The organism is Streptococcus sp. WM07, from assembly GCF_004570525.1.
In the GTDB taxonomy this organism is placed as follows: Bacteria; Bacillota; Bacilli; order Lactobacillales; family Streptococcaceae; genus Streptococcus.
The window spans coordinates 12,112-36,863 of record NZ_SPPZ01000007.1 but is presented as its reverse complement, the minus strand read 5'-3'; the positions used below and the strand labels follow the sequence as shown (position 1 = coordinate 36,863).

The window sequence follows — 24,752 nt, the reverse complement described above, 5'->3', positions numbered from 1 at the left end:
GAATTAAGGTTGAGAATATTTTTGCAAAGTTCAAAGTGTTTAACATCTTTTCAACAACTTACCGCAATCGTAAGAAACGATTTGGTTTAAGAATGAACTTGATTGCTGGTATTATCAATTTTGAAAGGCTATAAACGTTTCGCAGGAAGTTTATTATAATAAATGAAGAAAGTAAAGGAGGCTGATAGCTGATGAAAAAAATTATCAATGACCCACGGGCAGTAGTAGAAGAGATGATTCAAGGCTTGGTAGCAATCCATCCAGAGATTTTACATCGACATGAGGATTTTCAAGTTTTAGTGAGAAACTCGGAAAAAACAGGATGTGTTGGTCTAATTTCGGGAGGCGGATCTGGTCATGAGCCTTCGCATGCTGGTTTTGTTGGTCAAGGAATGTTATCAGCTGCGGTTTGTGGTGCTGTCTTTACATCGCCAACTCCAGACCAAATTTTAGAAGCTATCAAAGCTGCTGATGAAGGAGCTGGGGTCTTTATGGTTATTAAAAACTATTCTGGAGATATTATGAATTTCGAAATAGCTCAGGAGTTAGCAGAGCTGGAGGGAATTCAGGTTGCCAGTGTGGTAGTGGATGATGATATCGCTGTCGAAAATAGTTTGTACACGCAAGGGCGCAGGGGTGTAGCAGGGACAATTTTGGTTCACAAGATTTTGGGCCATGCAGCTCGTCAAGGCCAGAGTTTGACAGCTATTAAAGAGTTAGCGGATCGTATTGTTCCTCAGATCAAAACCATTGGTCTAGCTTTATCGGGAGCGACTCTACCGGAAGTTGGCAAGCCAGGGTTTGTATTAGAGGATGATGAGTTTGAATACGGGGTCGGGATTCATGGAGAACCTGGTTATCGTAAGGAGCGGTTGAAACCATCAGCGAATCTGGCTCAAGAATTGGTCGATAAGTTGTTGGAAGACTTCCAAGCAGAAGTAGGTCAAGAATTTGCCTTGTTGATTAATGGTTTAGGATCCACTCCTTTAATGGAACAGTATATTTTTGCTCAGGATGTTATGAAACTTTTGGAAGCTAAAGGAGTCCGTGTATCCTTCCGTAAACTAGGAAATTATATGACTTCCTTGGACATGGCGGGTCTATCGTTGACCCTTATGCGTATAGAGCAGGAAGAAGAACTAGAGGCTTTAATGAGTCCAGTAGAAACGATTGCTTGGTAAGGAGGAGACTATGCAGACGGCAGATGCAAAAAAATGGATGCTCTTGTTTAATGAAAAAATACAAGACAAACAAGCCTTACTCAGTGATTTAGATACCCCTATTGGGGATGGAGATCACGGAGGAAATATGTCTAGAGGTATGCAGTCAGTAGTTGATGAATTGGAAACGCAGGACTTTGAATCAGCGGGTGCTCTCTTTAAGATGGTTGCAATGCAACTGTTGTCAAAAGTTGGAGGAGCTTCAGGACCTCTCTATGGATCTGCCTTTCTAGGATTAAGTCAGAAAATTGATAGTGATGATCTCGGAGGAGCGTTAGAAGCTGCTTTGGCTAATATCCAAAAAAGAGGTCAGGCTCAGCTAGGGGATAAGACCATGCTTGATGTTTGGATTCCAGTCTTAATAGACCTACAAGAGAACACTTTAACAGCTCAAAAAATCACAGACTATGTAGCAGCAACTAAAGATTTACAGGCTAAAAAAGGACGGGCTTCGTATGTTGGGGAGCGATCTGTGGGCCATGTGGATCCAGGTTCCTATTCATCAGGTTTGTTATTTGAAGCGATGCTTGAGGCGGAGGTGCTTTAATGGCCAACTTAGGAATTCTACTGGTTTCACATTCAAGTAAACTTGCGAATGGTTTGGCTGAACTGATTTCTCAAGTCACTTCGGATATCCCCTTCACCTATGTTGGCGGGACCCTTGACGGAGAAATTGGAACCAGCTTTGAAACTGTTTTCGAAGCAATTGAGCAAAACCCAGCCCAAAGACTCTTAGCATTCTATGACTTGGGGTCTGCTCGGATGAACTTAGAACTTGCGGCAGAAATGACCAGCAAAGATGTGCAGATTCAGTCAGTTCCAGTTGTTGAAGGGACTTACACAGCGGCTGCTCTTTTACAAGTAGGTGCTAGCGAGGAAGAAATCCTAGAACAATTAGAAGATTTGAATATTCGAAAATAATTTAAAAGAAGCTAGGTACAACCTTTATGATGATATTCGGCCTAGCTTCTGTTTTTTTTATGATGCTCTAGTTTATTCTAGTGTCTGCTGCCTATTTGGCTTTTAAATTTAAGATAATTATTTATTTGACAACGGGTTAAAACCTCATCTCAACCCTACTTTTATATTAGGAAATGAAATCAAAGAAGAAGTGAGAAGGAAATTTGCTTCTTAGGTATTGAACCTAATCCTTATCTATTTAAAAAAGCGTATAATGAGATTTGAGAGGAGGTCTGTCTATGAAATTTTTAGTAGCCATTGATTCCTTTAAAGGATCTGCAACGTCGAATCAGTTGAACCAAGCTGCCAAGGCTGGGATTTTAGAAATGTTACCAGATGCAGAAGTGATGACAATTCCCATCGCGGATGGGGGAGAGGGAACCTTGGATGCTCTGGCTCAGAGGTTAGATGGTTTTTGGGTGGATGTTGAGACGGTCGATTTATTGGAACGACCGATTGTGGCTTCTTACTTTATTAGTGGTCAAACAGCGTATGTGGAGTCGGCGCGTGTTATTGGAATTGATAAAATGACTCCATCATCAGAAACGGTGGAACGTGCGACAAGTATGGGGCTAGCCGTTCTATTGCGGGATGCTTTGTCACGGGGGTGTCAGGAGTTGGTCTTGACTCTTGGTGGGAGTGGCAGTTCGGATGGAGGCCGTGGTTTACTGAATGCGTTAACGGATGAGGAGCGTAGTCATCTCAGCCAGATTCGTTTACGGGGGTTAACGGATGTCTCTAATCCTTATGCTGGCTCTCAAGGGTATGCGGTGGTCTTTGGTCCCCAAAAAGGTGCCAGTCCGGAGCAAGTAAAAGCTATGGATTTAGTGGCTCAAGCGTTTGTCAAACAGATGAAACAGGAAACGGGAATAGATCTTCAGAAGATTCCAGGAACAGGAGCAGCAGGTGGTCTTGGAGGTGCTTTGGCACTCCTAGGTGGAGAATTGGAGGCTGGTTACCCTTTTATTGCTGAAAAATTAGGCTTAGCTCAAGCCATCCAGGGAGCGGATTTGATTTTCACAGGAGAAGGCCGTTTGGATCAGCAGACTTTGAACGGGAAGGTTCCGATTGGAGTCGCACGAATGGCAAAAAAAGCTGGTGTCCCTGTTATCGCTTTAAGCGGAAGTGTGGACGAAGTTCAGGGATTTGAGGAGGCTTTCCTTGCAACCTTTTCTATTCAAAAGGAAGTCGTTTCTCTACAGCAGGCTATGGAAACTGAACGCACCCTGGTAAATCTTCAATCCCTTGTTAAAAATATCATCACTACCCGCTACCTATTTTAAAAAAGTCAAAAGCTAACAAATTCTGTTGGCTTTTTGTCGTAACCTTTTTTCGAAAACATTTTTGAAAGGGAGCTAGAATTCTTGAAGTAATGAAAGTTGGAGTGAAAGTGATTTAATGATTATTTGATCACAGTGATTGGGAATTTTGATTAATGAAATGAATCCGTTTTCAAAATTTATTGACAAATCTTATTTAATATAGTATAGTTTGATATAGAAAGCACAATGGCGTGCAGTAATTGAATGAGCAACGAAGCTACAAGAAACAGTATTTCTTGTGGCTTATTTTTTTAGGAGGGGATATGAAACAGGTTATGATAGCTGCTCCATCTAGTGGAGTTGGAAAAACGACTGTGACCCTTGGATTACTTCAGGCTTTAAAGAATCAGGGCTACACTGTACAACCTTATAAAGTGGGACCAGATTATATTGATAGCGCTTACCATAGTCGGATTTGTCAGAGAGTTTCTCGGAATTTAGATCAGTTCATGATTGATGATCCGACACGCCTGTCGTACCTCTATCAGAAACAACTAGATGGTGTTGACGTGGCTTTGGTTGAGGGAGTAATGGGGCTGTTTGATGGCTTGGGAACTGATAAAGATTTTGCTTCCTCGGCCAGTATTGCTAAAATCCTAAAATTACCAGTTGTATTGGTCATTGATGGGAAGGCTACCTCTACTTCAGCGGCAGCCCTCGTTCATGGATTTTCTACGTTTGATTCTGATCTCGACTTGGTTGGTGTTATTGTGAATCGAGTTGGCTCTCAGATGCATTTTGAGTTGATAAAAGGCGCCATTGAACGTTATACGGAGATACCTGTTTTAGGGTATTTGACTAAAAATCAGGAGCTAGTCTTGCCATCCAGGCATTTGGGTCTAATTCCTGATTTGGAATTGGATGCCATCGATCAACAGTTAGCCTATTTTGGTCAAGAGATTGAAAAGACTGTAGATCTGAATCGCCTGCTTGATGTAATAGAGCGTCCATTGACGAAGACCAGTTTTTCTCTTCCGTCAACTGAGAAGCCTGCTCTACGTATTGGTTATGCATTAGATTCAGCTTTCCATTTTTATTATGAGGATAATCTGGAATTATTGAGGGAGAAGGGAGTTACCTTAATTCCATTTAGTCCTCTAGCAGACAAAGAGTTACCGCCTGCGGATGCTTATTATTTTGGCGGTGGTTTTCCAGAAATATTTGCAGAGGAGTTAGAAGCCAATCACTCTTTTCGTAAGTCTGTTTTTCGTGCACATGTTCAAGGAATTCCGATTTATGGAGAATGTGGAGGCTTGATGTACCTTGGTAAGGATTTGGAGAAAGATGGTCGGAAGTTTGAGATGGTCGGTATCTTCGATGGAAGCAGTAGGATGACTCAAAGACTTCAGCGTTTTGGGTATTGTCAGGCTAAAACCCTAGAGAGCAGTTTATTTGGTCCAGTAGGAACCTTATTAAAAGGGCATGAGTTTCATCATTCTACTTTTGAAACGAATGAGCCAACGGTGCTGAATCTGGAAAAATATCGTGATGGTCAACAGGTTGCTGCTTGGTCAGGGGGCTATCAAAAAGGTCATACTTTTGCCTCTTATCTCCACCTTCATTTTTATCAACAACCAGAAATGGTGGATTTATGGTTAGATTGGATTGGTGAGGTTCATGCTTCAAACTGATTGGCTCATTTTGGGAGCCCTTGTTCTAGATTGGCTACTTGGGGATCCTTATGATTGGCCCCATCCAGTGAAATGTATGGGAAATTATATCACATGGTTTAACAGTTTGCGGCATCGGATTCCAGTATCCGGGTACATATTTGGATTTTTCCTATGGATTAGTACCGTTGGTTTGAGTGTCTTTTTGACATGGTTGATTTTAGAAATTGCTAAATCTTTATCCGTCTATGTCTTTTCAATAGTGTGGATGTACCTAGCCTATACTTGTTTGGCAACTAAAAGTCTTGCATTAGAAGCTCAAAAAGTATATAGCACGTTATTGGAAGGAACGCTGCAAGAGGCTCGTCAACAGGTTGGAATGATTGTGGGGCGGGATACATCTGAATTAACTTCTGATGAAATCGTGAAAGCGACTGTTGAAACAGTTGCAGAAAACACAAGTGACGGTGTTATTGGTCCCTTATTTTTTCTAATTCTAGGAGGTCCCATTTGGGCAATTGGATACAAGGCTGTGAATACCCTGGATTCGATGGTGGGATATAAGACTGAAAAATATCGGGAAATCGGTTTTGTATCTGCTAAAATGGATGATTTGTTAAATCTGATTCCGGCACGTTTAACGTGGATATGTATGTTACTAGGAACCTGTCTTACAAATCTTGATTGGCAATCTGCTTGGAAAATTGGTTGGCGGGATCGTTATCAGCATGCGAGTCCAAATAGTGCCTTTTCGGAAGCTGTTGTGGCGGGGGCCTTGGGAATTAAATTAGGAGGACCCCACATTTATCATGGTCAATGGGTTGAAAAGCCCAGTATTGGTGAGGATAGGCGTCCTGCTCGAGCGAAGGATATCCCTGCCACCGTTCACTTACTCTATCTAACAGTATGTATATTTTTTATATCCTATTTGCTCCTTCGTTTTTTCTTTGATTTTTAGGAGGTTCTATGACTTATATTAAGAATCCATCGTCTATCGAAGCAAAGAGTTTTCGATTAATTCAAGAACAGATTGACCGTGACTATCCGGGTTATCAGTTTCACAATGAGATGGAGGAGTCCATTATTAAGCGGGCTATCCATACTTCTGGAGATTTCGACTATCTTTTTAATTTGGAATTCTCTTCGGATATCTTGGAGAAGTTGATGTTTATTTTTCAAAATAAAGGAAAAATCATAACGGATTCTCCCTTATCTCTAAATGGGATAAACAAAAGGGTTTTAGATCAGTTAGAGGTATCCTATGAAAATCTATTGGAGCATGAGGTTATTGGTCGAGAACTACGGAGTGATGAGGAGGAACGGTTAGTTACAAAGATTCTGTCGTTCTCGGATGAGAGACCGACTCTCTTGGCTTTGGGAACAGCGTCAGGAGTTCTAGAAGTACTATTACCTCATTTAGAGAAAAAGAAAACGTCTATTCAGGCTGTACTGGCTTTAACGACAGGTTACTCCAGAGCACGGATGGATAAGGAATTGTTAACTGAGAGCACCTTTCCTTGGTTAAGGAGTCGTGGGGCTAAGGGAGGCTCTACAATTGTGGTTTCAACTATTAACGCGGTGCTCTATCAACTACAGCTGGTTGAGACGCAAGATTATAAACGTTATGCGACACCGGATAAAGAATCTTCTGTGGATACAGAGGCATCTGGAGACTATAAATATCAGCAATTAAATCTTGGTGCAATTGATACGGATGCATTGACCAAGGCAATGGATCCTAGTCATGCAGCTATTGTTTCCAGAGTTATTACTACTTCTGCGGATCAAGATTACGCGAATAATTTGGTGTTTAGCAAACAAGTTCTTGAAGCGATTCAATCTGTTATACGTCAGGGAGGCTATCTCTTTTCGGATACAACTATGGTATTGGCTGGACTAGACACGGAAGCTTTGGATAGCTGGGGAGTACGTTATGAGTGCTTGGTTAACCGACCGGAAATATTCGAAGAGGCCAAGCAAAAAAAGATTACCCGTTCAATGGCCGCAGTAGAGCACGCAGCTAAGATTGAAGGGCCTAAAATTTTTGTTTTTGGCAATGCTCCAACCTCAATATTTAAAGTGTTAGATATGGTTGAAGAAGGTCGCCTACATCCAGAAGCTGTTATTGGAGTCCCTGTTGGGTTTGTTGGAGCAGCTGAATCAAAACAGCAACTTCATGAAAGCGAGATACCATCCATTGCCGCATTAGGAGCTAAGGGAGGAAGTGGAATCGCAGCATCCATTGTCAATGCAATTCTGGAGCAAATGAAGTTGGAATAGGTGAAACTGATGGAAGATTATGTTTATGCCAATGGGAAGAAACTGAGAAAAGGTTATACCACAGGTACCTGTGCTACAGCGGCAAGCCTTGCTGCTACTCATATGATTCTACAACAAGAGTTGCTGGAAAAAGTGGAGGTAAAAACGGCTTCTGGTGTAGATTTGGTTCTACATGTGGAAGATGCCCAATTTTCTGATAAGTGGGCTCGGGCTGCTATTCGCAAAGATGGTGGAGATGATGCAGACGCTACACATGGATTGCTGATATACTCTGAAGTCACGCTTAGAGAGGATTGTAACCAGATACAGATTGAAGGGGGAACAGGGGTTGGTCGTGTAACCAAGCCTGGATTAGCTCTGGAAATAGGAATGGCTGCTATCAATAAGACTCCTCGTCAGCAGATAGAAAAACAGGTTCGTGAAATTTTAGGGGTAGATTTAGGGGCAGATATTCTGATTTCAGTCCCTAAAGGAGAAGAAACTGCAAGGTTAACCTATAATTCACGACTAGGTATTGAAGGTGGTATATCAATACTTGGGACGACGGGGATTGTGAATCCGATGTCGGAGGATAGTTGGAAAGCAGCTATTACAGTCGAATTAACCATGCTTTTTAAAAATGGCTCAACTTCGGTGATTTTAGTTCCGGGAAATTATGGTGAAGATTTTGCTTGTACTATTTTAGGATTTTCAAAGCACAAAATAGTAAATATGAGTAATTTTATTGGACATGTTTTAAAAGAGGCACAGCGGATTGGATTTGAGAGAATTCTGATGATTGGTCATATTGGTAAATTTGTCAAGGTTGCCTCAGGGACTTTTTCTACTCATAGCAAGGATGCAGACGCTAGGATTGAGACACTGATTGCGAATGTAGCGTTACTGGGGGCTCCCCTAGAGCTGTTAAGAGAGATAGATAGCTGCCTGACGACAGATGCTGCCTGCCAATTGATTGAGCAATATGGATTCCAAGAAGTTTACCAAGTCTTGGTGGACAAGATTCAATCAAAATCTATGCGTCTATTGAGGAATCGAAATCCGCAGGTCACTATAGATGTTATTTTGTTTGGCTCTGCGAATACTTATTTAGCATCTAGTCAGCCTATGGAGAAGTTAATTGAGGAATGGTTATGATACGAGTAGTAGGAATTGGTCCTGGTGATTTACATTATGGTCTATTAGGTCAAGAGGCATGGTTTCAAGAGGCAGATTTGATTTTAGGCAGTCAGCGGCACTTAGACACCCTTCCCCAAAATTTCCGACAGAAGGGACAGGTTGCTCCTAAGAAACTGGCAGATTTGAAAGCTTACCTCCATCAACAGCCAGAGGGGAGGCGGATTGTCTTTTTGGTTTCAGGGGATCCATTGGTTTATGGATTGGGGAAATGGTTGACAGAGAACTTTCCAGGGCAGGTCTTACTGGAACCTGGGATTAGTTCAATGCAGTATTTAGCTAGTCGACTCGCTTTACCGATGAACGATGCTTATTTGAGTAGCAGCCATGCTAAGCAGCCGAATTTTGATTTTCTTCTTTCACTTCCAAAAGTGTTTTTGGTAACGGATCAACAACTTGGTCCTTATCAGATTGCACAAGAAGTGGTGAAGAGAGGGTTAAGAAAAACGGTGGTTATTGGTGAAAATTTAAGTTATCCGGATGAAAAAGTTAGTATTTCTTCCGCAGAACAGGTGGAAGATCGACCTTATAAGATGAATGTGGTGGTGATTATAGATGAAGGATTCGCTTTTTTTACGAACAAAAGTACCAATGACTAAGGAGGAGGTTCGGGCTATTACCTTGGATAAACTAGAATTGCAGGGAGCCAAACGATTCCTGGATGTTGGTTCTGGAACAGGTAGTGTGAGCATCCAAGCGGCTCTGGAATTTCCAGATTTAGAAGTGACGGCAATCGAAAAAAATCCTGCTGCCCTCGATATTAGTCAACAGAATTTTCAGCATTTTCAGTGTCGAAACATACAATTATTGGAGGGGTTAGCTCCGATTCCAGTAGAGGGGAATTTTGATGCGATTTTTGTTGGTGGTTCCGGGGGGAATCTTCAAGAAATAGTCAGCTGGTCTCAGGAACTTTTGCTGCCGGGAGGTCGCCTAGTCTTGAATTTTATTCTGCTTGAGAATGCTTTGGAAGCGATAGGATATCTAGAGCATCTAGATTTTGTAGAAGTAGACATGATTTCGGTTCAATCTAGTCGTTGGACAGGGTTGGGAAAGGGACACTATTTTAAACCTCAGAACCCAACTCTGATTATATCTTGTAGAAAGAAGGAAGAAACGGAATGAGTAAGGTACATTTTGTAGGTGCAGGTCCAGGGGATGTTGAATTAATTACTCTGAAAGGTTATAAGCAATTAGCAGCAGCAGATATTGTGATTTATGCAGGCTCATTAATTAATAAGGAGCTTTTGTCCTATTGTAAGCCCGAGGCAGCTCTCTATGATAGTGCCACAATGCATTTGATGGAGATTGTGGATGTGATGGAGGAAGGAACGAAGAAAGGGCTAGATGTCGTTCGATTACAAACGGGGGATTTCTCCATTTATGGTTCGATTCGAGAACAAACGGAGGAAATGAAAAAGAGAGGGATTGCCTTTGATTGCACACCTGGAGTCTCTTCTTTCTTAGGTGCTGCCTCTAGTATTGGTACGGAATACACGGTTCCGGAGGTTTCTCAGAGTCTCATTATTACGCGAATGGCAGGGCGGACCCCTGTCCCAGAACGGGAATCCTTGAGGCGGTTTGCTGAACATCGAACTTCAATGGCGATTTTCTTATCTGTTCAAGGGATTGAAGAAGTCGTGAAGGAGTTGTTAGTAGGAGGATATCCATCTTCAACCCCTGTAGCGGTCATTTACAAAGCAACTTGGCCGGAAGAAAAGCAAGTGTTTGGAACTCTTGAAACCATTGCTCAGGCGGTGCAAGAGGCTGGAATCCGGAAAACTGCTTTAATTTTAGTGGGTGACTTTTTGGGAGAAGAGTTTTATTATTCAAAGCTCTACCATTCTCATTTTAGTCATGAATATAGAGAGGGAATCGAATGATCCCATTAAGAGGGAAGAAGTATGCCCTGGTTGCGATTACAGAGGCCGGTTGCCAATTGGCAGAGACACTAGAGTCTGCTATTGAGTTTGGATACGGAGCAGTTTATACGAGTCCGCGCTTGGCTACGGCTCATCGTAAAAACCTCTCAGAGAAAATTACAGCCGATATCGCAGCTCTCTTCCAAGAAGTTGATTACTTAATTTGTATTATGGCAACCGGAATTGTCATTCGTTCTTTGGCAGAGGTTATTCGAGATAAGGCTGCGGATCCAGCAGTTTTAGTGTTGGATGAGAAGGGGAGACATGTGATTAGTCTACTCAGTGGACATCTAGGAGGAGCGAATCAACTTTGTCTTCAAGTGGCACAAGAGCTGGGAGCCTGTCCGGTTATCACAACAGCAACGGATACTCAAGGGGTACAAGCCTTAGATAGCTTAGCCCAGTCTGTCAATGGTTGGCGTGATGATTTAAGACCTTTGGTGAAGGAGTTTAATGCTGCTCTTGCAGCTGGTCAACCAGTTTATCTTTATCAGGAAGAAGAATGGTTGGACGATTTGCGAGGTTTGACCTTGATTGAGGAAGGGCAACTGGAAGAACATCTGCAGGCTGGTGATTTTGTAATTTATCTGGGCCAGGAGCGTGAGCTTAAGTCAGCTCCCCATTTAGCCCAGATTCAGCCTAAACCCTATCTGTTGGGAGTAGGAGCTCGTAAGGGTCTTGCCTATGAAGATTTTGAGGAAGGTTTCTTGCTTTTTTGTCAAAAACAAAATATAAAAAAAAGTCAAATTGCTTTGTTAGCGAGTATTGATGTTAAAAAGAATGAAAGGGCTATCATTGAATTAGCTAAGGATTTGGGGATTCCTTTTGTAACCTATAGCAAAGATGAGTTGTTAGAGGTGGCTGATAAATATCCTCAATCTGAATTTGTAAAAAAACAAGTAGGAGTTGGAAGTGTGGCGTTGGCAGCTGCGGATTTGGCGAGTCGGGGTCAAGTATTGTCGGAGCGATTTTCTTGGAAAGGGGCAACTTTTGCCCTTGCGAAGTCATTTTAGAAAAGGAGAATAAGATGTTATATATTATTGGATTGGGACCAGGGAAAAAGGAATTGTTCTCCTTAGAAGCTTTGGAAGCGATTGAAGCTTGTGATATTATTGTTGGTTATTCAACCTACATGCGTCTCATTAAGGATTTGGTTAAGGATAAGGAACATGTGGCAACCGGGATGCGACAAGAGATTGATCGCTGTAAGAAGGCGATTGAGTTGGCGGAGGAGACTGGTAAAAATGTAGGTGTAGTATCCAGCGGAGATGCAGGAGTCTACGGCATGGCAGGCTTAATTCTAGAGTTATTGGATGAATCCAGTGATTTAGAAGTTAAGGTTATTCCAGGAATTACAGCTAGTCTCGGTGCAGCAGCTAGTCTTGGTGCTCCTCTTATGAATGATTTTTGTCATATTAGTTTGAGTGACCTCATGACACCTTGGGAAATGATTGAAAAACGTCTTCATGCTGCTGGGATGGGCGATTTTGTCGTTTGTCTTTATAATCCTCGTAGCAAGGGAAGACCGAATCATTTAGCAAGAGCTTTGGATATTTTAGGACAGTATAAATCTCAAGATACGATTGTTGGAATCGGAAAAGACATTGGACGCTCCAAAGAGAAATTGATTCTGACAACTATTGGTGAATTAGATGAGAATCAAGTGGATATGACAACAATTGTCCTAATTGGTAATAAAGAAACGTATGTTAAACAAGGTCGTATGATTACTCCTCGAGGTTATAAATTATGAAAATTCTCTTATTGGGAGGAACCTCGGATAGTTTAAGGGTACTGGACTATCTAGGAGAAAGAGGGCACTCAGTTACTACGTCAGTAGTGACAGACTATGGTAGGATTTTAGCGGAGAAACATGGACAACCAGTGATTCAGGGAAGATTGACTGCTACTCAAATGGTTGAGTATATGAGGGAGCAGTCTGTGGAACTCTTGCTGGATGTAACCCATCCATTTGCAGACTTAGTTTCAAAAGAAGCTATGAAGGCTGCGAAGCAAGCAAAGCTTCCCTATCTTCGTTTTGAGAGACCAGCGACTGAGGATTTAAGTGGGGCCATTCTTGTTCGTTCTTATCAAGAGGCTATTGATTGGATAAAAGAACAAAGGCATCAAGTGGTTTATTTAGGGACAGGCAGTAAGACGTTAGGCCTCTTTGTAGAGGGAGTTCCGAACTGTCGCTTTATTGCTAGGGTTTTACCTACTAGTCAAGTATTAGCGCATTGTGAATCCTTGGGTTTAGTGGCGGATCAGATTGATGCCTTAAAATCTCCGCTTAGTATAGAGCTTCAACGAGCCTTGTTAGAACGCTCTCAGGCAACGGTTTTTGTGACTAAGGAAAGTGGTCAGGTAGGAGGAATCCGTGAAAAAATAGATTTATGTGCAGAATTAGGAATGGAATGTTTGATTATCGGACGTCCTGAGTTAAGCTATCCCCGAATGGTTTCAACCTTAGAGGAATTAGAGGTCTATTTGGAAGAGAGGAGTTAGTATGAGCGGGTTTGTAAGTTTATTAGGAGCTGGTCCCGGAGATGAGGAACTTATCAGTGTCAAGGGAAAAAGACGCCTAGCAGAGGCAGAGGTTTTGGTCTATGATCGCTTAGTCAATCCTATTTTTCAAACATATGTACCAGAAGATTGCCAATTGATTGATGTTGGAAAAGTGGTTGGTAAGCCCTGTATTAAACAGGAAGAAATCATCGCTATTTTGATTGAAAAAGCCCAGCAAGGTTTGAGAGTTGTTCGTTTAAAAAGTGGGGATCCCTATATTTTTGGTCGTGGGGGTGAGGAAGCTTTGGCTTTACAGGAAGCAGGTATTTCTTTTGAGGTTGTTCCTGGGATTAGTTCCGCTACAGCAGCTCTTGCTTACGCTGGAATCCCTGTGACTCACCGGAATTTAGCAAGAAGTTTTCATGTTTTTACTGCTCATTTGGAGGATCCAAACCAAGATTTAGATTGGTCTGCTATCGCACAGCTAGAGGGAAGTTTGGTGTTCTTAATGGGGATGAAACATTTGGAAAAAATTCAACTAGGCCTTCTAGAAGCTGGTTATGATCCTAATAGCTCAGCGGCGATTGTTGAGTGGGGAACTTATCCTAAGCAACGAACTTTAACAAGTACATTAGAAAATCTTCTACATGAAGCTAGAGCAGCCCAATTTCAAGCACCGTGTATTATTGTTATTGGGGCTGTTGTTGACTTTAGGGAGTCACTGAACTTTTTCGAATCTGGTCCATTATTTGGGAAAAAGATTTTAATTCAGGAATCGGAAAAAGGGAGATTGCCACAGCTGCTTAAGGATGCAGGAGCAAACGTAGTTACCTTTCCTGCCAGAAATCAAGCTCAGGCATGTCCAGTTGACTTACCAGATTTTGCACAACTAACAGGCTTATTAGTGGCAGATTTAGCAAGTTGGTCATTTTTCCTCCAGGCGTTACAGGAGCAGTCCGTGGATATCCGGCAGTTAGGTCAATTGAAGATAGCCGCTGTAGGGAACCACACTGCCCAGTCTATTGAAAAAACAGGGGTTATATTGGATGCCCAGGCAGCACATCTTGATGATGAAGGTTTTCAACGTGAATTGGAAAAAATGGGAAGTGATTGGTTAGTTTTAACCTCAGATAGCAAGCTAGCTTGGGTAGAGCAAGAGTATTCTTATCCGGTGATGATCACGCATCAATTGTCGAGAGGCAGTGAGGCGGATACCAGTCAATGGGATGATGTTGATGCGGTGTGTCTTCCAAATGTTTTAGCTGTCACAAACTTTCTTGAGATCAGCCAGGAAAGTGCTATTGATTGGGGAACTACGCCAATTCTTGTTATGGGAACAGCTGGCTATAACTATCTAGAGACAGCGGAACGGATGATTGTCCATCAGACTAGAGAGAATACCCTAGTTTCTCTTATTGAACTTTGCCAGGAGGTTTTAGAATGAAATCAGCCATTATAGCGGTAAGCTTTGGAACCAGTTATCCTGAGACGAGGGAGAAGACGATTGGTGCGTGTGAGGCTCGAATCGAAGAAGCCTTTCCTGAGTATAATGTGTTTAGGGCTTTTACTTCCCAAAAAGTGATTCAGATTGTAGCCAAACAAGAGGGGATTCAGATTCCGAATGTTCAGGAAATTTTATCAGAACTAGCTCATAAAGGTGTTGAGGAGGTCTATCTACAGCCTCTCCATCTGATTGCTGGAGCAGAGTATGAAAAAATGTTAGGGCAAGCTCGGAAATTTGATAGTGTCTTTAAAAAATTGGGGATTGGACGTCCACTTTTAGATTCTGAAGAGGATTTTCAAACAGTTGCAGAAATTTTGCTTCATCTGTATGGTCAGGATTCACCTAAGCAGAGGAGTCTGTTGATGGGACATGGCAGTCAACATCCTCAACACAAATCATATGATCATCTTACGGACTATCTGCCAAAAGAAATGGTTCAAATAGCCTGTGTAGAAGGTAATGAAATAGATCCCCTTATGGCTCTCGAAGAGGAGTATCGAGCCGCAGGAGTTAAGCGGATTCTATTAGCTCCTTTGATGTTGGTAGCGGGTGATCATGCTAGTCATGATTTAGCTGGAGATGGGGAAGATTCTTGGGCAAGCTTTTTTAGAAATCATGGTTATGAAGTTGACATTCTATTACAGGGCTTGGGTCAAATTCCTGAGATTCAAGATCTTTATATTAGTCATGTTCAAGATTTGCTAGGAGGAGCCGTATGACTTGTTTTTATGGAATTGGAATTGGACCCGGTGATAGTGAACTCGTTACAGTAAAGGCGAGTCAATTACTAGGCCAGTTGGATATTCTCTATACGCCACAAGGAAAAAAAGGAGCTAAGAGTCTGGCCCTAAGTATTGCTCAGCCCTATTTGTCGGAAGAGGTAGAGATTAAGGTGAGACATTTTCCGATGACTCGTTATCTTGCTAAGAAGGAAAAAGAATGGATTCAAATTGCTCACGAAATTCAGGCTGATATTCTGGCAGGAAAAGAAGTTGGTTTTATTACTTTGGGAGATCCCATGGTTTATAGCACCTACAGTTATTTATTGAACTACCTAGCTCCCGAGGTTCCGACTAAAACGATACCTGGGATTACCTCTTTTACAAGTATGGCGGCAGAACTGGGACAACCTCTTGTACTAGATGAAGAATCGTTAGCTATTATTCCCGCGACAGCAGGTACAGAAAAAATTCGCCAAGCTCTTCAGATTCATGAAAATCTCGTTATCATGAAGGTAGCACCGAGATTGGAGGAGGTCCTTCTTCTTTTAAGGGAAGAAAATCTTCTCTCTAAAGCAAGTTTAGTTAGTCATGCTTCTCGCCCAGACCAAGTAATCATTTCGAATCTAGAGGATCTGGATCCCAATGCCTCTTTGAGTTATTTTACAAGTATGATTGTGAAAAAAACTCCGTTAAATTGAAAGTGGTGAAAACTATGAAAATGCTTCGTTTTTCTGTCCTTTTTGTATTGTTGTGTTGCTTCTGGATGAAGCCTGTTTCAGCTATGCATATTATGGAAGGCTATCTTCCACCAGCTATGGCAGCATTTTGGTTTGTACTGTTTATTCCTTTCTTTATTGCTGGCTTAGTGCGGATGAAACGTATGGTGGAAACAGAACAGCAAAGTAAGATATTTTTAGCCTTGGCGGGGGCATTTGTATTTATTCTTTCTGCACTAAAAATTCCATCAGTAACAGGTTCAACTTCCCATCCGACCGGTGTAGGTTTGGGGACTTCCATGTTTGGTCCAAGTGTAATGAGTGTTTTAGGAGCTATTTGTCTCTTATTTCAAGCTCTTTTCTTAGCTCACGGTGGTTTGACTACATTAGGAGCAAATGCTTTTTCCATGGCAGTTGTAGGACCCTTTGTTGGTTATGCTTTTTATAAAATAGGACTCAAATTGAAATTACCAAAGACCTGGGCTATTTTCCTCTGTGCTTTTGTGGCGGATATGGCAACTTATTTGACGACATCACTCCAGTTGGCCTGGGCTTATCCAGATTCAATTAGTGGAATAATGGGCTCAGCCATTAAGTTTATGTCTGTATTTATGATTACTCAGTTTCCGATTGCTGTGATTGAGGGATTATTGTCAGTTCTACTCTTCAATCTTCTAGCAGAAACGAAATCTATAAAGGGGGTATTTGAAGGATGAAAAAGCAAAATATGTTGCTAGTAGTCGCTTGCGTGGCTATTATTGGCTTATCTTTTTTATGGTCACCACAGGGAGCAGAGTATTCTGGAGCAGATAGTCAAGCTGAAACAGTCATTGAACAGGTGAATCCGGACTATCAGCCGTGGTTTCATTCAGTGTATGAGCCAGCAAGTGGAGAAATTGAAAGCCTGCTCTTCACACTTCAAGGTTCTATAGGTGCGGGAATTATTGCCTATTTCCTAGGCTATCAGAAGGGAAAACGGAGTGATGTTTCCCTTTGATCGTTACGCCTACCAGAATCGAATAGGCTTTCTAGATTCTCGTATCAAAGGTTTTATGTATTTGCTCTTATTGATAGCGGCATTTTCGAATAATAGAGGGATTCAACTTACTCTCTTGTTACTTTTACCTATTTTGACGTGTTATTTAGCGAAGCTTTCTTGGAAGACCTATCGTTTGTGGCTACTCTACCCCTTGCCTTTTATTCTGATGAGTTTTGTAACAATTCTCATCCAATATTCAAATAGTCCTTTGGACTTGACCGGCTCGATTCCTTTTTTGGGAGGCTTTCTTGGTTGGCAAGTTACTTCCTGGCCGATCATAGTTGCATTATTTCTCCGGATTTATACCAGTATTATGGCTAGCTACCTATTCATTGTATCTATTTCTTTTCATGATTTGATGAAGCTCCTAAGACAGCTTCGCCTCCCTCTTTTTTTAATAGAGATTATTGTTTTGATGCATCGTTTTATTTTTCTTTTGTTAGAAGAATATATTTTGATGCGAGATACCCTAGATTTGAAATTTTCTTTTGGAACATGGAATCAAAAAATTCAGATGACGGCCTTACTTTGGAAAACATTATTTATTCGGATGCTTGAAAAACAAGAACGGTTGCAGGAATTAATGGAATTACGTTTTGATAATCAGAGATAGAGGTTACGGATGGTATTACAAGTAGAAGAGATGGCAATCTGTTTTGATCAAAGTTTTGGAAATGTACTCCAAAATATTTCGATGGATTTTGGTCAAGCATCCATTACAGGTATCTTAGGGAGGAATGGTTCGGGTAAGTCGACTCTTATGAGAACTTTGATGGGCTTAAATCCATTGAAACAAGGGCGTATTCTTTACAATGGTAGAGAACTGGGGATAAGTAAAAAGGAATTGTATCGTTATCGCCAGGAGGTAGCCATGGTATTTCAAGATCCGGATCAGCAATTGTTTTCAACAATTGTTTGGGATGATGTAGCTTTGGCTTTAAGAAACTTGGGTGTTCCAGAGACAGAGTGTTCTTCTAGAGTGACGAAAGCCTTGGAAGTCATGGATATTCTGACTTTAAAGGATTATCCCATCGCCTATTTAAGTTATGGGCAAAAGAAGCGAGTTGCGATTGCTAGCATTTTGGCGTTACAGCCTCGCTATTTATTGTTAGATGAGCCTACTGCTGGTTTGGATCCAGAGGGACGGACTCAGATGTTAGCGTTGATTCAAAATTTAGCGCAAAAGGGCGTTAAGGTTGTTTTGAGTAGTCATGATATGGATCTGATGTATGCCTGTTGTGATTATGCCTATGTTTTGGATCAAGGTCAGATCTGTTTAGCAGGGACCAAGGAAACCGTTTTCATGGAAAGAGAAAAATTGAGACAGGCAGGACTGGATTGTCCTTGGCTGGTTCGGCTTCATTTAGATTTAGGGTTTCCTCTATATCGCAATGAACAAGAATTTGAAAAAGAAAGTAGGAAAATTCAATGGCCCGATCACTTATGATTCAAGGAACCGCTTCTGATTCTGGGAAAAGTATCTTAGTTGCTGGTTTAGCCCGTCTATTAAACCAAGATGGACTAAGGGTTGTTCCGTTCAAGTCACAAAATATGGCTTTAAATTCCTACATTACTTCAGTAGGTGATGAGATGGGGAGAGCTCAAGTTGTCCAAGCAGAGGCTGCAGGTCTTGAACCAGATGTTCGTATGAATCCGGTTTTATTAAAACCAAGCTCTGACCATCAATCCCAAGTCATATTTATGGGGAAGGTGTTGGCCAACATGGATGCCCGAACCTATCATGACTATAAACTAGAACTACTTCCCAAAATAAAAGAAGTCTATAGTCAGTTGGAAGAAGAATTTGATGTCGTTTTAATTGAAGGTGCAGGAAGCCCAGCTGAAATAAATCTCAACCAACGGGATATCGTAAATATGGGAATGGCTAAGTTAGCTGATGCTCCGGTGCTACTGGTTGCGGATATTGATAAAGGGGGTGTTTTCGCTGCTATTTATGGCACGTTGGCTCTTTTGTCAGATGAGGAAAGAGAGAGGGTTAAAGGTGTTATTATCAATAAATTCCGAGGAGACCTTGCTCTCTTACAGCCAGGTATCGAGCAAATTGAAGCCCTAACTCAAGTTCCAGTTGTGGGTGTTATTCCCTATCTAGATATGACTATCGATAGTGAAGATAGTCTTGCGCTTTTAGGTAAAAATCGGAAACGAGATGACTCCAAAGATTTAGACATAGCTGTGCTTGCCTTAAAACGAATGTCCAATTTTACGGATTTTCAAATTCTAGAACAAGAGCCGGATGTGTCTCTTCGTTATGTGATGCCAGGAGATGAGATTGGTACACCAGATCTTTTGATTTTACCGGGGAGTAAGAATACCTTGGAGGATATGCTCCTATTAGAAAAAACAGGACGAGCAGAGGAAATTATACAAGCTTACGCCAACGGTTCTTCTATTTTTGGTATTTGCGGGGGTTATCAGCTGTTAGGAGAAACGATTTCAGATCCTTTGGCGATGGAATCAACTCTACAAAAAGTAAACGGTCTAGGACTTTTAGCAGTTGATACTGTAATGCAAGATGAAAAACGAACTTGCCAGGTATTCGCACGACAAGGTGATTATGAATTGCGAGGGTATGAAATTCATTTGGGAGAAAGTTATCGAAAACCTGCTACAGCTGCTTTTGCAAGTATCATAGATGAATCTGAATCACAATCGGTTCGTTGGGATGGGGCAGTCAGTTTAGATGGACGAGTTCAGGGGACATATTTACATGGAATCTTTGATAATAGTAAGTGGTTACGAAGTTATCTAAATACCATTCGTGTGCAAAAAGGTTTAGAAGAACTTGAAGTCCCACATTTAGACTGGGCTGAAAAGAAAGAAGAGGAATATGATAAGTTGGCTTCGGCTCTTCGTATCCATCTAGACATGGATCGCATTTATAAAATAATGGGATTAGAAAAAAGAGGATAAGAGCATGCGGATTTATACAGGATATGGGGATCAAGGGATGACGAGACTTTATGGCGGTCTGCGATTATCTAAAAGTCACCTGCGAGTGGAAGCTTATGGAACTGTGGACGAGGCCTGCTCTCTGGTCGGTCAACTGTTATCCCAAATGGCGGATTTTCCGGTATTTCTTGATTTAATAGCAGAGGTACAAGACATTCAAGAACAGCTATTTGATTGTGGCAGTGATTTAGCGACTAGCCCTGGGGCTCGTCCCTATAAACAACATCAGGCGCAAATTCAATGGCTGGAAGGTCGGATCGATGCTCATAAAGATGTTCCCAAGCAGGTAGAAAGCTTTATTTTGCCTGGTGGACATTCTCTAGCTAGTCAGACTCATGTCATTCGTACAGTGATTCGACGCTTGGAAAGACGCATGGTTGCTCTTCAAGAAGAAGAGGATATAAACCCTTTTGGCTTGATTTATGTGAATCGACTGTCTGATTATTTTTTCGTTTTAGCTAGAATCATGAATCATCGTTTAAAAGTTGAGGAGAGGCTTTATCGTAAGAGCGGAAAAATCTTCTCAACGAAGGGGAAGGAGTCCTGAGATGTACCCTATTATGGTGAATCTCACCGGGAAGTTGGTTGTAGTAGTTGGTGGTGGACAGGTTGCAGTTAGGAAAGTAGAAGGATTGCTTCAAGCTGGGGCTCGGGTAACGGTGGTTAGCCCTGAGCTTCATCCTAAGTTACAGACTGCGGATGTGATTTGGATTAACCGTGCTTATCAGAAAGGGGATTTGGATGATGCCTTTTTGGTATTTGCATGTACGAATCAGGATTTAGTGAATCAAGCTGTATATTGCGATGCTTTGCCTAGTCAATTAGTCAATAATACGGGTAATAAGTTTGAATCGGATTTTTATAATGTAGCCTGGGCAGACCTGGGAGGTGTATCTGTTATGATTTCAACACAGGGGCAATCTCCGTCTCGGGCAAAACAACTCCGAAAAGAAGTGATTGCATTTTTGCGAGAGCATATGGAGGAATAGATTATGTATCTTCTATCTGTCGGCCTAAGTCATGAGAAATCTGATTTAAGTCTACTTGAAGAATGTCATTTTTCTTCAGCTGAATTAGAGCATGCTCTAATTAAGCTAAAAAAAGAAAAAAGTGTTTTAGAAAATCTCATTATTTCAACTTGTCACCGTACAGAACTCTATTTAGTAGTGGATCAGCTGCACACGGGGCGTTATTATGGGAAACGTTTTTTGGCACATTGGTTTCATAAAGAAATAGCGGAAATTGAACCTTACATAGAGGTACGAGAGGAAGAGCAAGCTCTTGAGCATCTTTTACAAGTTAGCGTGGGATTGAAGTCGAATATTATTGGGGAAACCCAAATTTTAGGTCAGCTAAAAGCTTTCTTTAAAATGGCCTTCGAGACTGGTACCACGGGGATTCTGCTAAATCACATCTGTCGCCAAGTTTTGACTTTTGCTAAAAAAATGCACCAAACTTATCAAATTGATGCTAGACCTCAGTCACTTGGCCGGACTGTTTTTGAAATGTTAGAACATGCCAACAGAACTAAGGAAACGCTATTGATCATTGGTCTTGGTGAAATGGGGAGTTTAATAACGAGACACGCATTAGAGACCACCATGGAACGAATTATTTTGGTAAACCGAAGTCCGGAAAAGGCTCAGCCCTTTCTAGGGGATGAGCGGGTGGAGTTTTGGCCATGGGAGGACTTAGGAAAAGCTCTACAAGTGGCTAGTATTGTTATTTCTGCAGCGGATGTGGGCCGTCTGTATCTGGAGTCTTATCAATTTCAAGAAGGGAGTCTTGTCTTTGATTTGTGTCATCCTCGGACGGTGGCACAGGAGGGAGAATTGGAACTTTACTCCCTTCATCATATTAGTAATCAATTCGATCAACATATGGAGCAGAGACAGGCAATTGCAGCAGATATTATACAAGACATGCGAGAGGAGCTACTAGCCTATCAGGTTTGGAAGGAGGAGTTGGAGGTTGTGCCAGTTTTACGAGAGTTACGAGCACAGGCTTTGGCCATCCAAGAAGGCGCACTTGCGAGTCTTGAACGAAAGTTTCCTGAATGGGGAGAGCGAGAACACAAACAGATTTCAAAACATATGAAGAGTATTTTAAATCAGTTTCTTCGACAACCCATTCTTTATATTAAAGAACTACCAAACTCGAATCAGAAGCAAGCAGACCTGGAATTGGTCAAGGAGTTATTTGGACTTGGAAAGGAAGACGGAGATGAAAAGAGTAATCCGCGTTGGGAGTCGTAAGAGTCGGCTAGCCCTTGCTCAGAGTCAATTGATTCTTAATCAATTACAGGCGGGTCATCCAGAGTATCAGTTTGAAATTGTTCCCTATCAAACTCTGGGGGATCAGTTGCAACATGTTAGTTTGCAGAAAATTGGCGGAAAAGGTGTCTTTGTCAAGGATATTGAACGAGCTTTGCAAGAGGGGCAAATTGACTTGGCTATTCACAGCCTCAAAGATATGCCAGCACTCCTTGCTGAAGGCACTTGTCTCGGGGCTATTTCAAAACGAGAAGATGTTCGTGATTGCCTCATCTTTCATGAATCTGGGATAACCTTGGATCAGCTGCCGGCCAATGCAGTTGTTGCGACTAGTAGTTTGCGACGCAAATTGCAGCTAGCACGTCTACGACCAGATTTAGAGTATGTCGATTTAAGGGGCAATATTGATAGTCGGATTGAAAAAGTAAAAAGAGGTGATTATTCAGCCATTGTCTTAGCTGTAGCAGGCATAAAAAGGTTAGGTATCCTTAACCAGATTGAGGAAAGATGTCAATTTTTAGAGAGTGACCGCTTTATTCCAGCTGTCGCTCAAGCTGCCTTGGGTTTACAATGTCGTGAAGAAGATCAAGAGCTAAGAACCTTGCTTACGGCTGTTCATGATATTGAGACAGCCAGTTGTGTACAGATCGAGAGACAGGTTCTGGCCTTGCTTCAGGCAGATTGTACATACCCTGTTGGAGCATTGGCAGTGAAAACGGATTTAGCCTATAAATTAGAAGTGATGTTAGGACAAGAGTCGGGTGTGTGTGTGTACCAGACTGTTACCGGTCGCGAACCAGAAACACTAGCTTATCAAGCTCTTACAAATATGAAACAATGTGGATTTGATCTACGCCTATGAAAAAAATTGTGATTACCCGTCAGAATCCTCTAGCTGAGGAAGTTGCTTTGAGATGGTTTGCAGCTGATTACGAATTGATTCATGCTCCCCTTATCCAAGCGCAGGCGTTGGAATTAAGTCAAAGGACTCTCTTGAAGCTTGAAACAGCACAATGGCTATTCTTTACAAGTGCTCTAGGTGTTGAATTATTATCCTCGCTCGTGGATCTGCAACCTTACAAGTTGGCTAGTATTGGTTCTCATACCACGAAAGCTATTTTGGAAAAGGGCCTAACGGTTCACTTTGAAGCATCATCGGCTTATGCGAAAGATTTTGCCAAAGAGTGGTTGGTTTGTCAAAAAAGAGCGACGTCTATTGCCCTTCCACAATCGAGCTTATCGAATCCGTTATTAGCAGAGCAGTTACGCGCTCAGGGGCATTCCGTTTATGACTGGATTTTATATGAAACCAGTTCGAATTCTGTAGGCCAATCCCAACTTGAAGGACTACTAAAAGTCACAGAGGTTATCTGGACTTTTGCTAGTCCATCAGCTTGGTCGAGTTTTCGGGAAGTTGTGAGCACGGTTCCGGAAAGTCATAAAATTGCAGTCATTGGACAGACTACGGCAGCAGCAGTACAAGATGCTGGTTATACGGTTGATTATCTACCTACTATTCCAAGTATGGAAGCACTTATTGAAACTATCTATAAAAAAGAAAGGGACTAACTATGTTTCAACGACATCGTCGGCTACGCACAAGCAGTACCTTACGAGATCTTGTAAGAGAAACACAACTATCCGTTGACGACCTAATCGCTCCAATTTTTGTCAAGGAGGCAATCGAGGGGAAAGAAGAAGTTTCTTCAATGCCGGGAGTTTTTCAACATTCTCTGGCCAGTTTAGAAGAAGAAATTGAGCATATCCTCAGTCTAGGTATTAAGGCTGTTATCTTATTCGGCATTCCATCTGAAAAAGATGAGCTAGGAAGTCAAGCTTGGAGTGACGAGGGGATTGTGCAGCAGGCTATTGCTCAAATAAAAAGACAAGCTCCTCACTTGATTGTGATTGCGGACACCTGTCTCTGTGAATTTACAAGTCATGGTCATTGTGGTTTATTGGATGGAAGTCTTGTAGACAATGATGCCAGTCTTCAAATCTTGGGTAAGGTTGCGTTAAGTCAGGTCAAGGCAGGAGCGGATATTATCGCACCATCAAATGCCATGGACGGATTTGTCGCTTATATTCGGCAAGTACTGGATGAGGCAGGTTTTCAAGCGATTCCTATTATGTCTTATTCGATTAAATTTGCATCCAGTTACTACGGTCCGTTCCGGGATGCAGGAGAAAGTGCACCTGCTTTTGGGGATCGAAAAACGTATCAAATGGATCCTGCCAATCGGATGGAAGCTCTGCGGGAAGCTCAGAGCGATCAGGAAGAGGGAGCGGATTTCTTAATGGTTAAGCCTGCTTTGGCTTACTTAGATATTCTAAGAGAACTTCGTCAACGTAGCTCTCTTCCCTTGGTCGCCTACAATGTTAGTGGTGAGTATGCCATGATTAAGGCGGCTGGGCAAAATGGCTGGATTGATGAGAAAGCGGTTGTTTTAGAAACCCTATTGGGGATGAAGCGGGCTGGTGCAGATTTAATCATTAGTTATTTTGCTAAGGATGTAGCTTCTTATTTACAAGATTAGGA

General features: G+C 41.8%; 28 protein-coding genes and 2 pseudogenes. All 30 read left to right on the top strand.

Annotation, left to right across the window (positions count from 1 at the left end):
• Positions 1-134: pseudogene (locus E4T71_RS02025) on the top strand (IS5/IS1182 family transposase); the annotation flags it as partial.
• A 57-nt stretch (positions 135-191) separates the two neighbouring features.
• Positions 192-1,181: a dihydroxyacetone kinase subunit DhaK gene (gene dhaK, locus E4T71_RS02020; RefSeq protein WP_135036104.1), complete on the top strand. Its 990-nt coding sequence runs from the start codon at positions 192-194 to the stop codon at positions 1,179-1,181.
• 10 nt (positions 1,182-1,191) lie between these two features.
• On the top strand, positions 1,192-1,767 hold the full coding sequence (gene dhaL, locus E4T71_RS02015; protein ID WP_135036101.1) for a dihydroxyacetone kinase subunit DhaL: 576 nt from the start codon (positions 1,192-1,194) through the stop codon (positions 1,765-1,767).
• The gene (gene dhaM, locus E4T71_RS02010) at positions 1,767-2,141 is read left to right on the top strand and encodes a dihydroxyacetone kinase phosphoryl donor subunit DhaM (RefSeq protein WP_135036098.1); all 375 of its coding nucleotides are present in this window, start codon (positions 1,767-1,769) and stop codon (positions 2,139-2,141) included. The genes dhaL and dhaM overlap by 1 nt, the downstream gene beginning before the upstream one ends.
• Before the next feature lie 278 nt (positions 2,142-2,419).
• Entirely contained in the window at positions 2,420-3,463 is a 1,044-nt protein-coding gene (locus tag E4T71_RS02005) for a glycerate kinase (RefSeq protein WP_135036095.1), read from the top strand.
• A 302-nt stretch (positions 3,464-3,765) separates the two neighbouring features.
• The gene (locus E4T71_RS02000) at positions 3,766-5,133 is read left to right on the top strand and encodes a cobyrinate a,c-diamide synthase (RefSeq protein WP_135036092.1); all 1,368 of its coding nucleotides are present in this window, start codon (positions 3,766-3,768) and stop codon (positions 5,131-5,133) included.
• On the top strand, positions 5,120-6,070 hold the full coding sequence (gene cbiB / locus E4T71_RS01995) for an adenosylcobinamide-phosphate synthase CbiB (protein WP_135036090.1): 951 nt from the start codon (positions 5,120-5,122) through the stop codon (positions 6,068-6,070). Before E4T71_RS02000 ends, cbiB begins: the two co-directional genes overlap by 14 nt.
• Positions 6,071-6,078: 8 nt before the next feature.
• Positions 6,079-6,687 (top strand): annotated as a pseudogene (locus E4T71_RS10445) (precorrin-8X methylmutase); the annotation flags it as partial.
• Between the two features lie 75 nt (positions 6,688-6,762).
• Complete coding sequence (locus E4T71_RS10440; RefSeq protein ID WP_306766716.1) at positions 6,763-7,392, top strand: precorrin-8X methylmutase; 630 nt, start codon at positions 6,763-6,765, stop codon at positions 7,390-7,392.
• 6 nt (positions 7,393-7,398) lie between these two features.
• Positions 7,399-8,526, top strand: a complete 1,128-nt coding sequence (gene cbiD, locus E4T71_RS01985; protein WP_194181241.1) for a cobalt-precorrin-5B (C(1))-methyltransferase CbiD — start codon at positions 7,399-7,401, stop codon at positions 8,524-8,526.
• Positions 8,517-9,164: a cobalt-precorrin-7 (C(5))-methyltransferase gene (locus E4T71_RS01980; RefSeq protein WP_135036085.1), complete on the top strand. Its 648-nt coding sequence runs from the start codon at positions 8,517-8,519 to the stop codon at positions 9,162-9,164. The genes cbiD and E4T71_RS01980 overlap by 10 nt, the downstream gene beginning before the upstream one ends.
• Positions 9,121-9,687, top strand: a complete 567-nt coding sequence (locus E4T71_RS01975; protein ID WP_135036082.1) for a decarboxylating cobalt-precorrin-6B (C(15))-methyltransferase — start codon at positions 9,121-9,123, stop codon at positions 9,685-9,687. The genes E4T71_RS01980 and E4T71_RS01975 overlap by 44 nt, the downstream gene beginning before the upstream one ends.
• The gene (locus E4T71_RS01970; protein WP_135036079.1) at positions 9,684-10,445 is read left to right on the top strand and encodes a cobalt-precorrin-4 methyltransferase; all 762 of its coding nucleotides are present in this window, start codon (positions 9,684-9,686) and stop codon (positions 10,443-10,445) included. The genes E4T71_RS01975 and E4T71_RS01970 overlap by 4 nt, the downstream gene beginning before the upstream one ends.
• Positions 10,445-11,497 (top strand): cobalt-precorrin 5A hydrolase, encoded by a 1,053-nt coding sequence (locus E4T71_RS01965; protein ID WP_194181240.1) that lies wholly within the window; start codon positions 10,445-10,447, stop codon positions 11,495-11,497. The genes E4T71_RS01970 and E4T71_RS01965 overlap by 1 nt, the downstream gene beginning before the upstream one ends.
• Before the next feature lie 14 nt (positions 11,498-11,511).
• A complete protein-coding gene (gene cobJ / locus E4T71_RS01960) occupies positions 11,512-12,237 on the top strand; it encodes a precorrin-3B C(17)-methyltransferase (RefSeq protein WP_135036073.1) in 726 nt (241 codons plus the stop codon).
• On the top strand, positions 12,234-12,989 hold the full coding sequence (gene cobK / locus E4T71_RS01955; RefSeq protein WP_135036070.1) for a precorrin-6A reductase: 756 nt from the start codon (positions 12,234-12,236) through the stop codon (positions 12,987-12,989). The genes cobJ and cobK overlap by 4 nt, the downstream gene beginning before the upstream one ends.
• 1 nt (position 12,990) lies before the next feature.
• A complete protein-coding gene (gene cobA, locus E4T71_RS01950; RefSeq protein ID WP_135036067.1) occupies positions 12,991-14,433 on the top strand; it encodes a uroporphyrinogen-III C-methyltransferase in 1,443 nt (480 codons plus the stop codon).
• Positions 14,430-15,212 carry a sirohydrochlorin cobaltochelatase gene (locus E4T71_RS01945; RefSeq protein WP_135036064.1) on the top strand — a complete coding sequence of 261 codons (783 nt, stop codon included), beginning with the start codon at positions 14,430-14,432 and terminating at the stop codon, positions 15,210-15,212. The genes cobA and E4T71_RS01945 overlap by 4 nt, the downstream gene beginning before the upstream one ends.
• The gene (locus E4T71_RS01940; RefSeq protein ID WP_135036061.1) at positions 15,209-15,913 is read left to right on the top strand and encodes a cobalt-factor II C(20)-methyltransferase; all 705 of its coding nucleotides are present in this window, start codon (positions 15,209-15,211) and stop codon (positions 15,911-15,913) included. The genes E4T71_RS01945 and E4T71_RS01940 overlap by 4 nt, the downstream gene beginning before the upstream one ends.
• Before the next feature lie 14 nt (positions 15,914-15,927).
• A complete protein-coding gene (locus E4T71_RS01935; protein WP_135036058.1) occupies positions 15,928-16,647 on the top strand; it encodes an energy-coupling factor ABC transporter permease in 720 nt (239 codons plus the stop codon).
• Positions 16,644-16,928 (top strand): energy-coupling factor ABC transporter substrate-binding protein, encoded by a 285-nt coding sequence (locus tag E4T71_RS01930; RefSeq protein ID WP_135036055.1) that lies wholly within the window; start codon positions 16,644-16,646, stop codon positions 16,926-16,928. The genes E4T71_RS01935 and E4T71_RS01930 overlap by 4 nt, the downstream gene beginning before the upstream one ends.
• Positions 16,915-17,583, top strand: a complete 669-nt coding sequence (locus E4T71_RS01925; protein WP_135036052.1) for a CbiQ family ECF transporter T component — start codon at positions 16,915-16,917, stop codon at positions 17,581-17,583. Before E4T71_RS01930 ends, E4T71_RS01925 begins: the two co-directional genes overlap by 14 nt.
• 9 nt (positions 17,584-17,592) lie before the next feature.
• Positions 17,593-18,417, top strand: coding sequence for an energy-coupling factor ABC transporter ATP-binding protein (locus tag E4T71_RS01920; protein WP_135036049.1), 825 nt, complete (start codon positions 17,593-17,595; stop codon positions 18,415-18,417).
• The gene (locus tag E4T71_RS01915) at positions 18,399-19,901 is read left to right on the top strand and encodes a cobyric acid synthase (RefSeq protein ID WP_135036044.1); all 1,503 of its coding nucleotides are present in this window, start codon (positions 18,399-18,401) and stop codon (positions 19,899-19,901) included. Before E4T71_RS01920 ends, E4T71_RS01915 begins: the two co-directional genes overlap by 19 nt.
• 4 nt (positions 19,902-19,905) lie before the next feature.
• Positions 19,906-20,487, top strand: coding sequence for a cob(I)yrinic acid a,c-diamide adenosyltransferase (locus tag E4T71_RS01910; RefSeq protein ID WP_135036041.1), 582 nt, complete (start codon positions 19,906-19,908; stop codon positions 20,485-20,487).
• A 1-nt stretch (position 20,488) separates the two neighbouring features.
• Positions 20,489-20,929 carry a bifunctional precorrin-2 dehydrogenase/sirohydrochlorin ferrochelatase gene (locus E4T71_RS01905; RefSeq protein WP_135036038.1) on the top strand — a complete coding sequence of 147 codons (441 nt, stop codon included), beginning with the start codon at positions 20,489-20,491 and terminating at the stop codon, positions 20,927-20,929.
• 3 nt (positions 20,930-20,932) lie between these two features.
• Positions 20,933-22,195, top strand: a complete 1,263-nt coding sequence (gene hemA, locus E4T71_RS01900; RefSeq protein WP_135036035.1) for a glutamyl-tRNA reductase — start codon at positions 20,933-20,935, stop codon at positions 22,193-22,195.
• Entirely contained in the window at positions 22,164-23,075 is a 912-nt protein-coding gene (gene hemC / locus E4T71_RS01895) for a hydroxymethylbilane synthase (RefSeq protein WP_135036032.1), read from the top strand. Before hemA ends, hemC begins: the two co-directional genes overlap by 32 nt.
• A complete protein-coding gene (locus E4T71_RS01890) occupies positions 23,072-23,782 on the top strand; it encodes a uroporphyrinogen-III synthase (RefSeq protein ID WP_135036029.1) in 711 nt (236 codons plus the stop codon). The genes hemC and E4T71_RS01890 overlap by 4 nt, the downstream gene beginning before the upstream one ends.
• A 2-nt stretch (positions 23,783-23,784) precedes the next feature.
• Positions 23,785-24,750, top strand: coding sequence for a porphobilinogen synthase (hemB, locus tag E4T71_RS01885; RefSeq protein ID WP_135036026.1), 966 nt, complete (start codon positions 23,785-23,787; stop codon positions 24,748-24,750).
• Positions 24,751-24,752: the final 2 nt, after the last annotated feature.

What these genes read in the sequence shown, in the direction of transcription:
- dhaK (WP_135036104.1), top strand. Translation starts at nt 192, where the DNA reads ATGAAAAAAATTATCAATGACCCACGGGCAGTAGTAGAAGAGATGATT.
- dhaL (WP_135036101.1), top strand. Translation starts at nt 1,192, where the DNA reads ATGCAGACGGCAGATGCAAAAAAATGGATGCTCTTGTTTAATGAAAAA.
- dhaM (WP_135036098.1), top strand. Translation starts at nt 1,767, where the DNA reads ATGGCCAACTTAGGAATTCTACTGGTTTCACATTCAAGTAAACTTGCG.
- E4T71_RS02005 (WP_135036095.1), top strand. Translation starts at nt 2,420, where the DNA reads ATGAAATTTTTAGTAGCCATTGATTCCTTTAAAGGATCTGCAACGTCG.
- E4T71_RS02000 (WP_135036092.1), top strand. Translation starts at nt 3,766, where the DNA reads ATGAAACAGGTTATGATAGCTGCTCCATCTAGTGGAGTTGGAAAAACG.
- cbiB (WP_135036090.1), top strand. Translation starts at nt 5,120, where the DNA reads ATGCTTCAAACTGATTGGCTCATTTTGGGAGCCCTTGTTCTAGATTGG.
- E4T71_RS01980 (WP_135036085.1), top strand. Translation starts at nt 8,517, where the DNA reads ATGGTTATGATACGAGTAGTAGGAATTGGTCCTGGTGATTTACATTAT.
- E4T71_RS01975 (WP_135036082.1), top strand. Translation starts at nt 9,121, where the DNA reads ATGAAGGATTCGCTTTTTTTACGAACAAAAGTACCAATGACTAAGGAG.
- E4T71_RS01970 (WP_135036079.1), top strand. Translation starts at nt 9,684, where the DNA reads ATGAGTAAGGTACATTTTGTAGGTGCAGGTCCAGGGGATGTTGAATTA.
- cobJ (WP_135036073.1), top strand. Translation starts at nt 11,512, where the DNA reads ATGTTATATATTATTGGATTGGGACCAGGGAAAAAGGAATTGTTCTCC.
- cobK (WP_135036070.1), top strand. Translation starts at nt 12,234, where the DNA reads ATGAAAATTCTCTTATTGGGAGGAACCTCGGATAGTTTAAGGGTACTG.
- cobA (WP_135036067.1), top strand. Translation starts at nt 12,991, where the DNA reads ATGAGCGGGTTTGTAAGTTTATTAGGAGCTGGTCCCGGAGATGAGGAA.
- E4T71_RS01945 (WP_135036064.1), top strand. Translation starts at nt 14,430, where the DNA reads ATGAAATCAGCCATTATAGCGGTAAGCTTTGGAACCAGTTATCCTGAG.
- E4T71_RS01940 (WP_135036061.1), top strand. Translation starts at nt 15,209, where the DNA reads ATGACTTGTTTTTATGGAATTGGAATTGGACCCGGTGATAGTGAACTC.
- E4T71_RS01935 (WP_135036058.1), top strand. Translation starts at nt 15,928, where the DNA reads ATGAAAATGCTTCGTTTTTCTGTCCTTTTTGTATTGTTGTGTTGCTTC.
- E4T71_RS01930 (WP_135036055.1), top strand. Translation starts at nt 16,644, where the DNA reads ATGAAAAAGCAAAATATGTTGCTAGTAGTCGCTTGCGTGGCTATTATT.
- E4T71_RS01925 (WP_135036052.1), top strand. Translation starts at nt 16,915, where the DNA reads ATGTTTCCCTTTGATCGTTACGCCTACCAGAATCGAATAGGCTTTCTA.
- E4T71_RS01920 (WP_135036049.1), top strand. Translation starts at nt 17,593, where the DNA reads ATGGTATTACAAGTAGAAGAGATGGCAATCTGTTTTGATCAAAGTTTT.
- E4T71_RS01915 (WP_135036044.1), top strand. Translation starts at nt 18,399, where the DNA reads ATGGCCCGATCACTTATGATTCAAGGAACCGCTTCTGATTCTGGGAAA.
- E4T71_RS01910 (WP_135036041.1), top strand. Translation starts at nt 19,906, where the DNA reads ATGCGGATTTATACAGGATATGGGGATCAAGGGATGACGAGACTTTAT.
- E4T71_RS01905 (WP_135036038.1), top strand. Translation starts at nt 20,489, where the DNA reads ATGTACCCTATTATGGTGAATCTCACCGGGAAGTTGGTTGTAGTAGTT.
- hemA (WP_135036035.1), top strand. Translation starts at nt 20,933, where the DNA reads ATGTATCTTCTATCTGTCGGCCTAAGTCATGAGAAATCTGATTTAAGT.
- hemC (WP_135036032.1), top strand. Translation starts at nt 22,164, where the DNA reads ATGAAAAGAGTAATCCGCGTTGGGAGTCGTAAGAGTCGGCTAGCCCTT.
- E4T71_RS01890 (WP_135036029.1), top strand. Translation starts at nt 23,072, where the DNA reads ATGAAAAAAATTGTGATTACCCGTCAGAATCCTCTAGCTGAGGAAGTT.
- hemB (WP_135036026.1), top strand. Translation starts at nt 23,785, where the DNA reads ATGTTTCAACGACATCGTCGGCTACGCACAAGCAGTACCTTACGAGAT.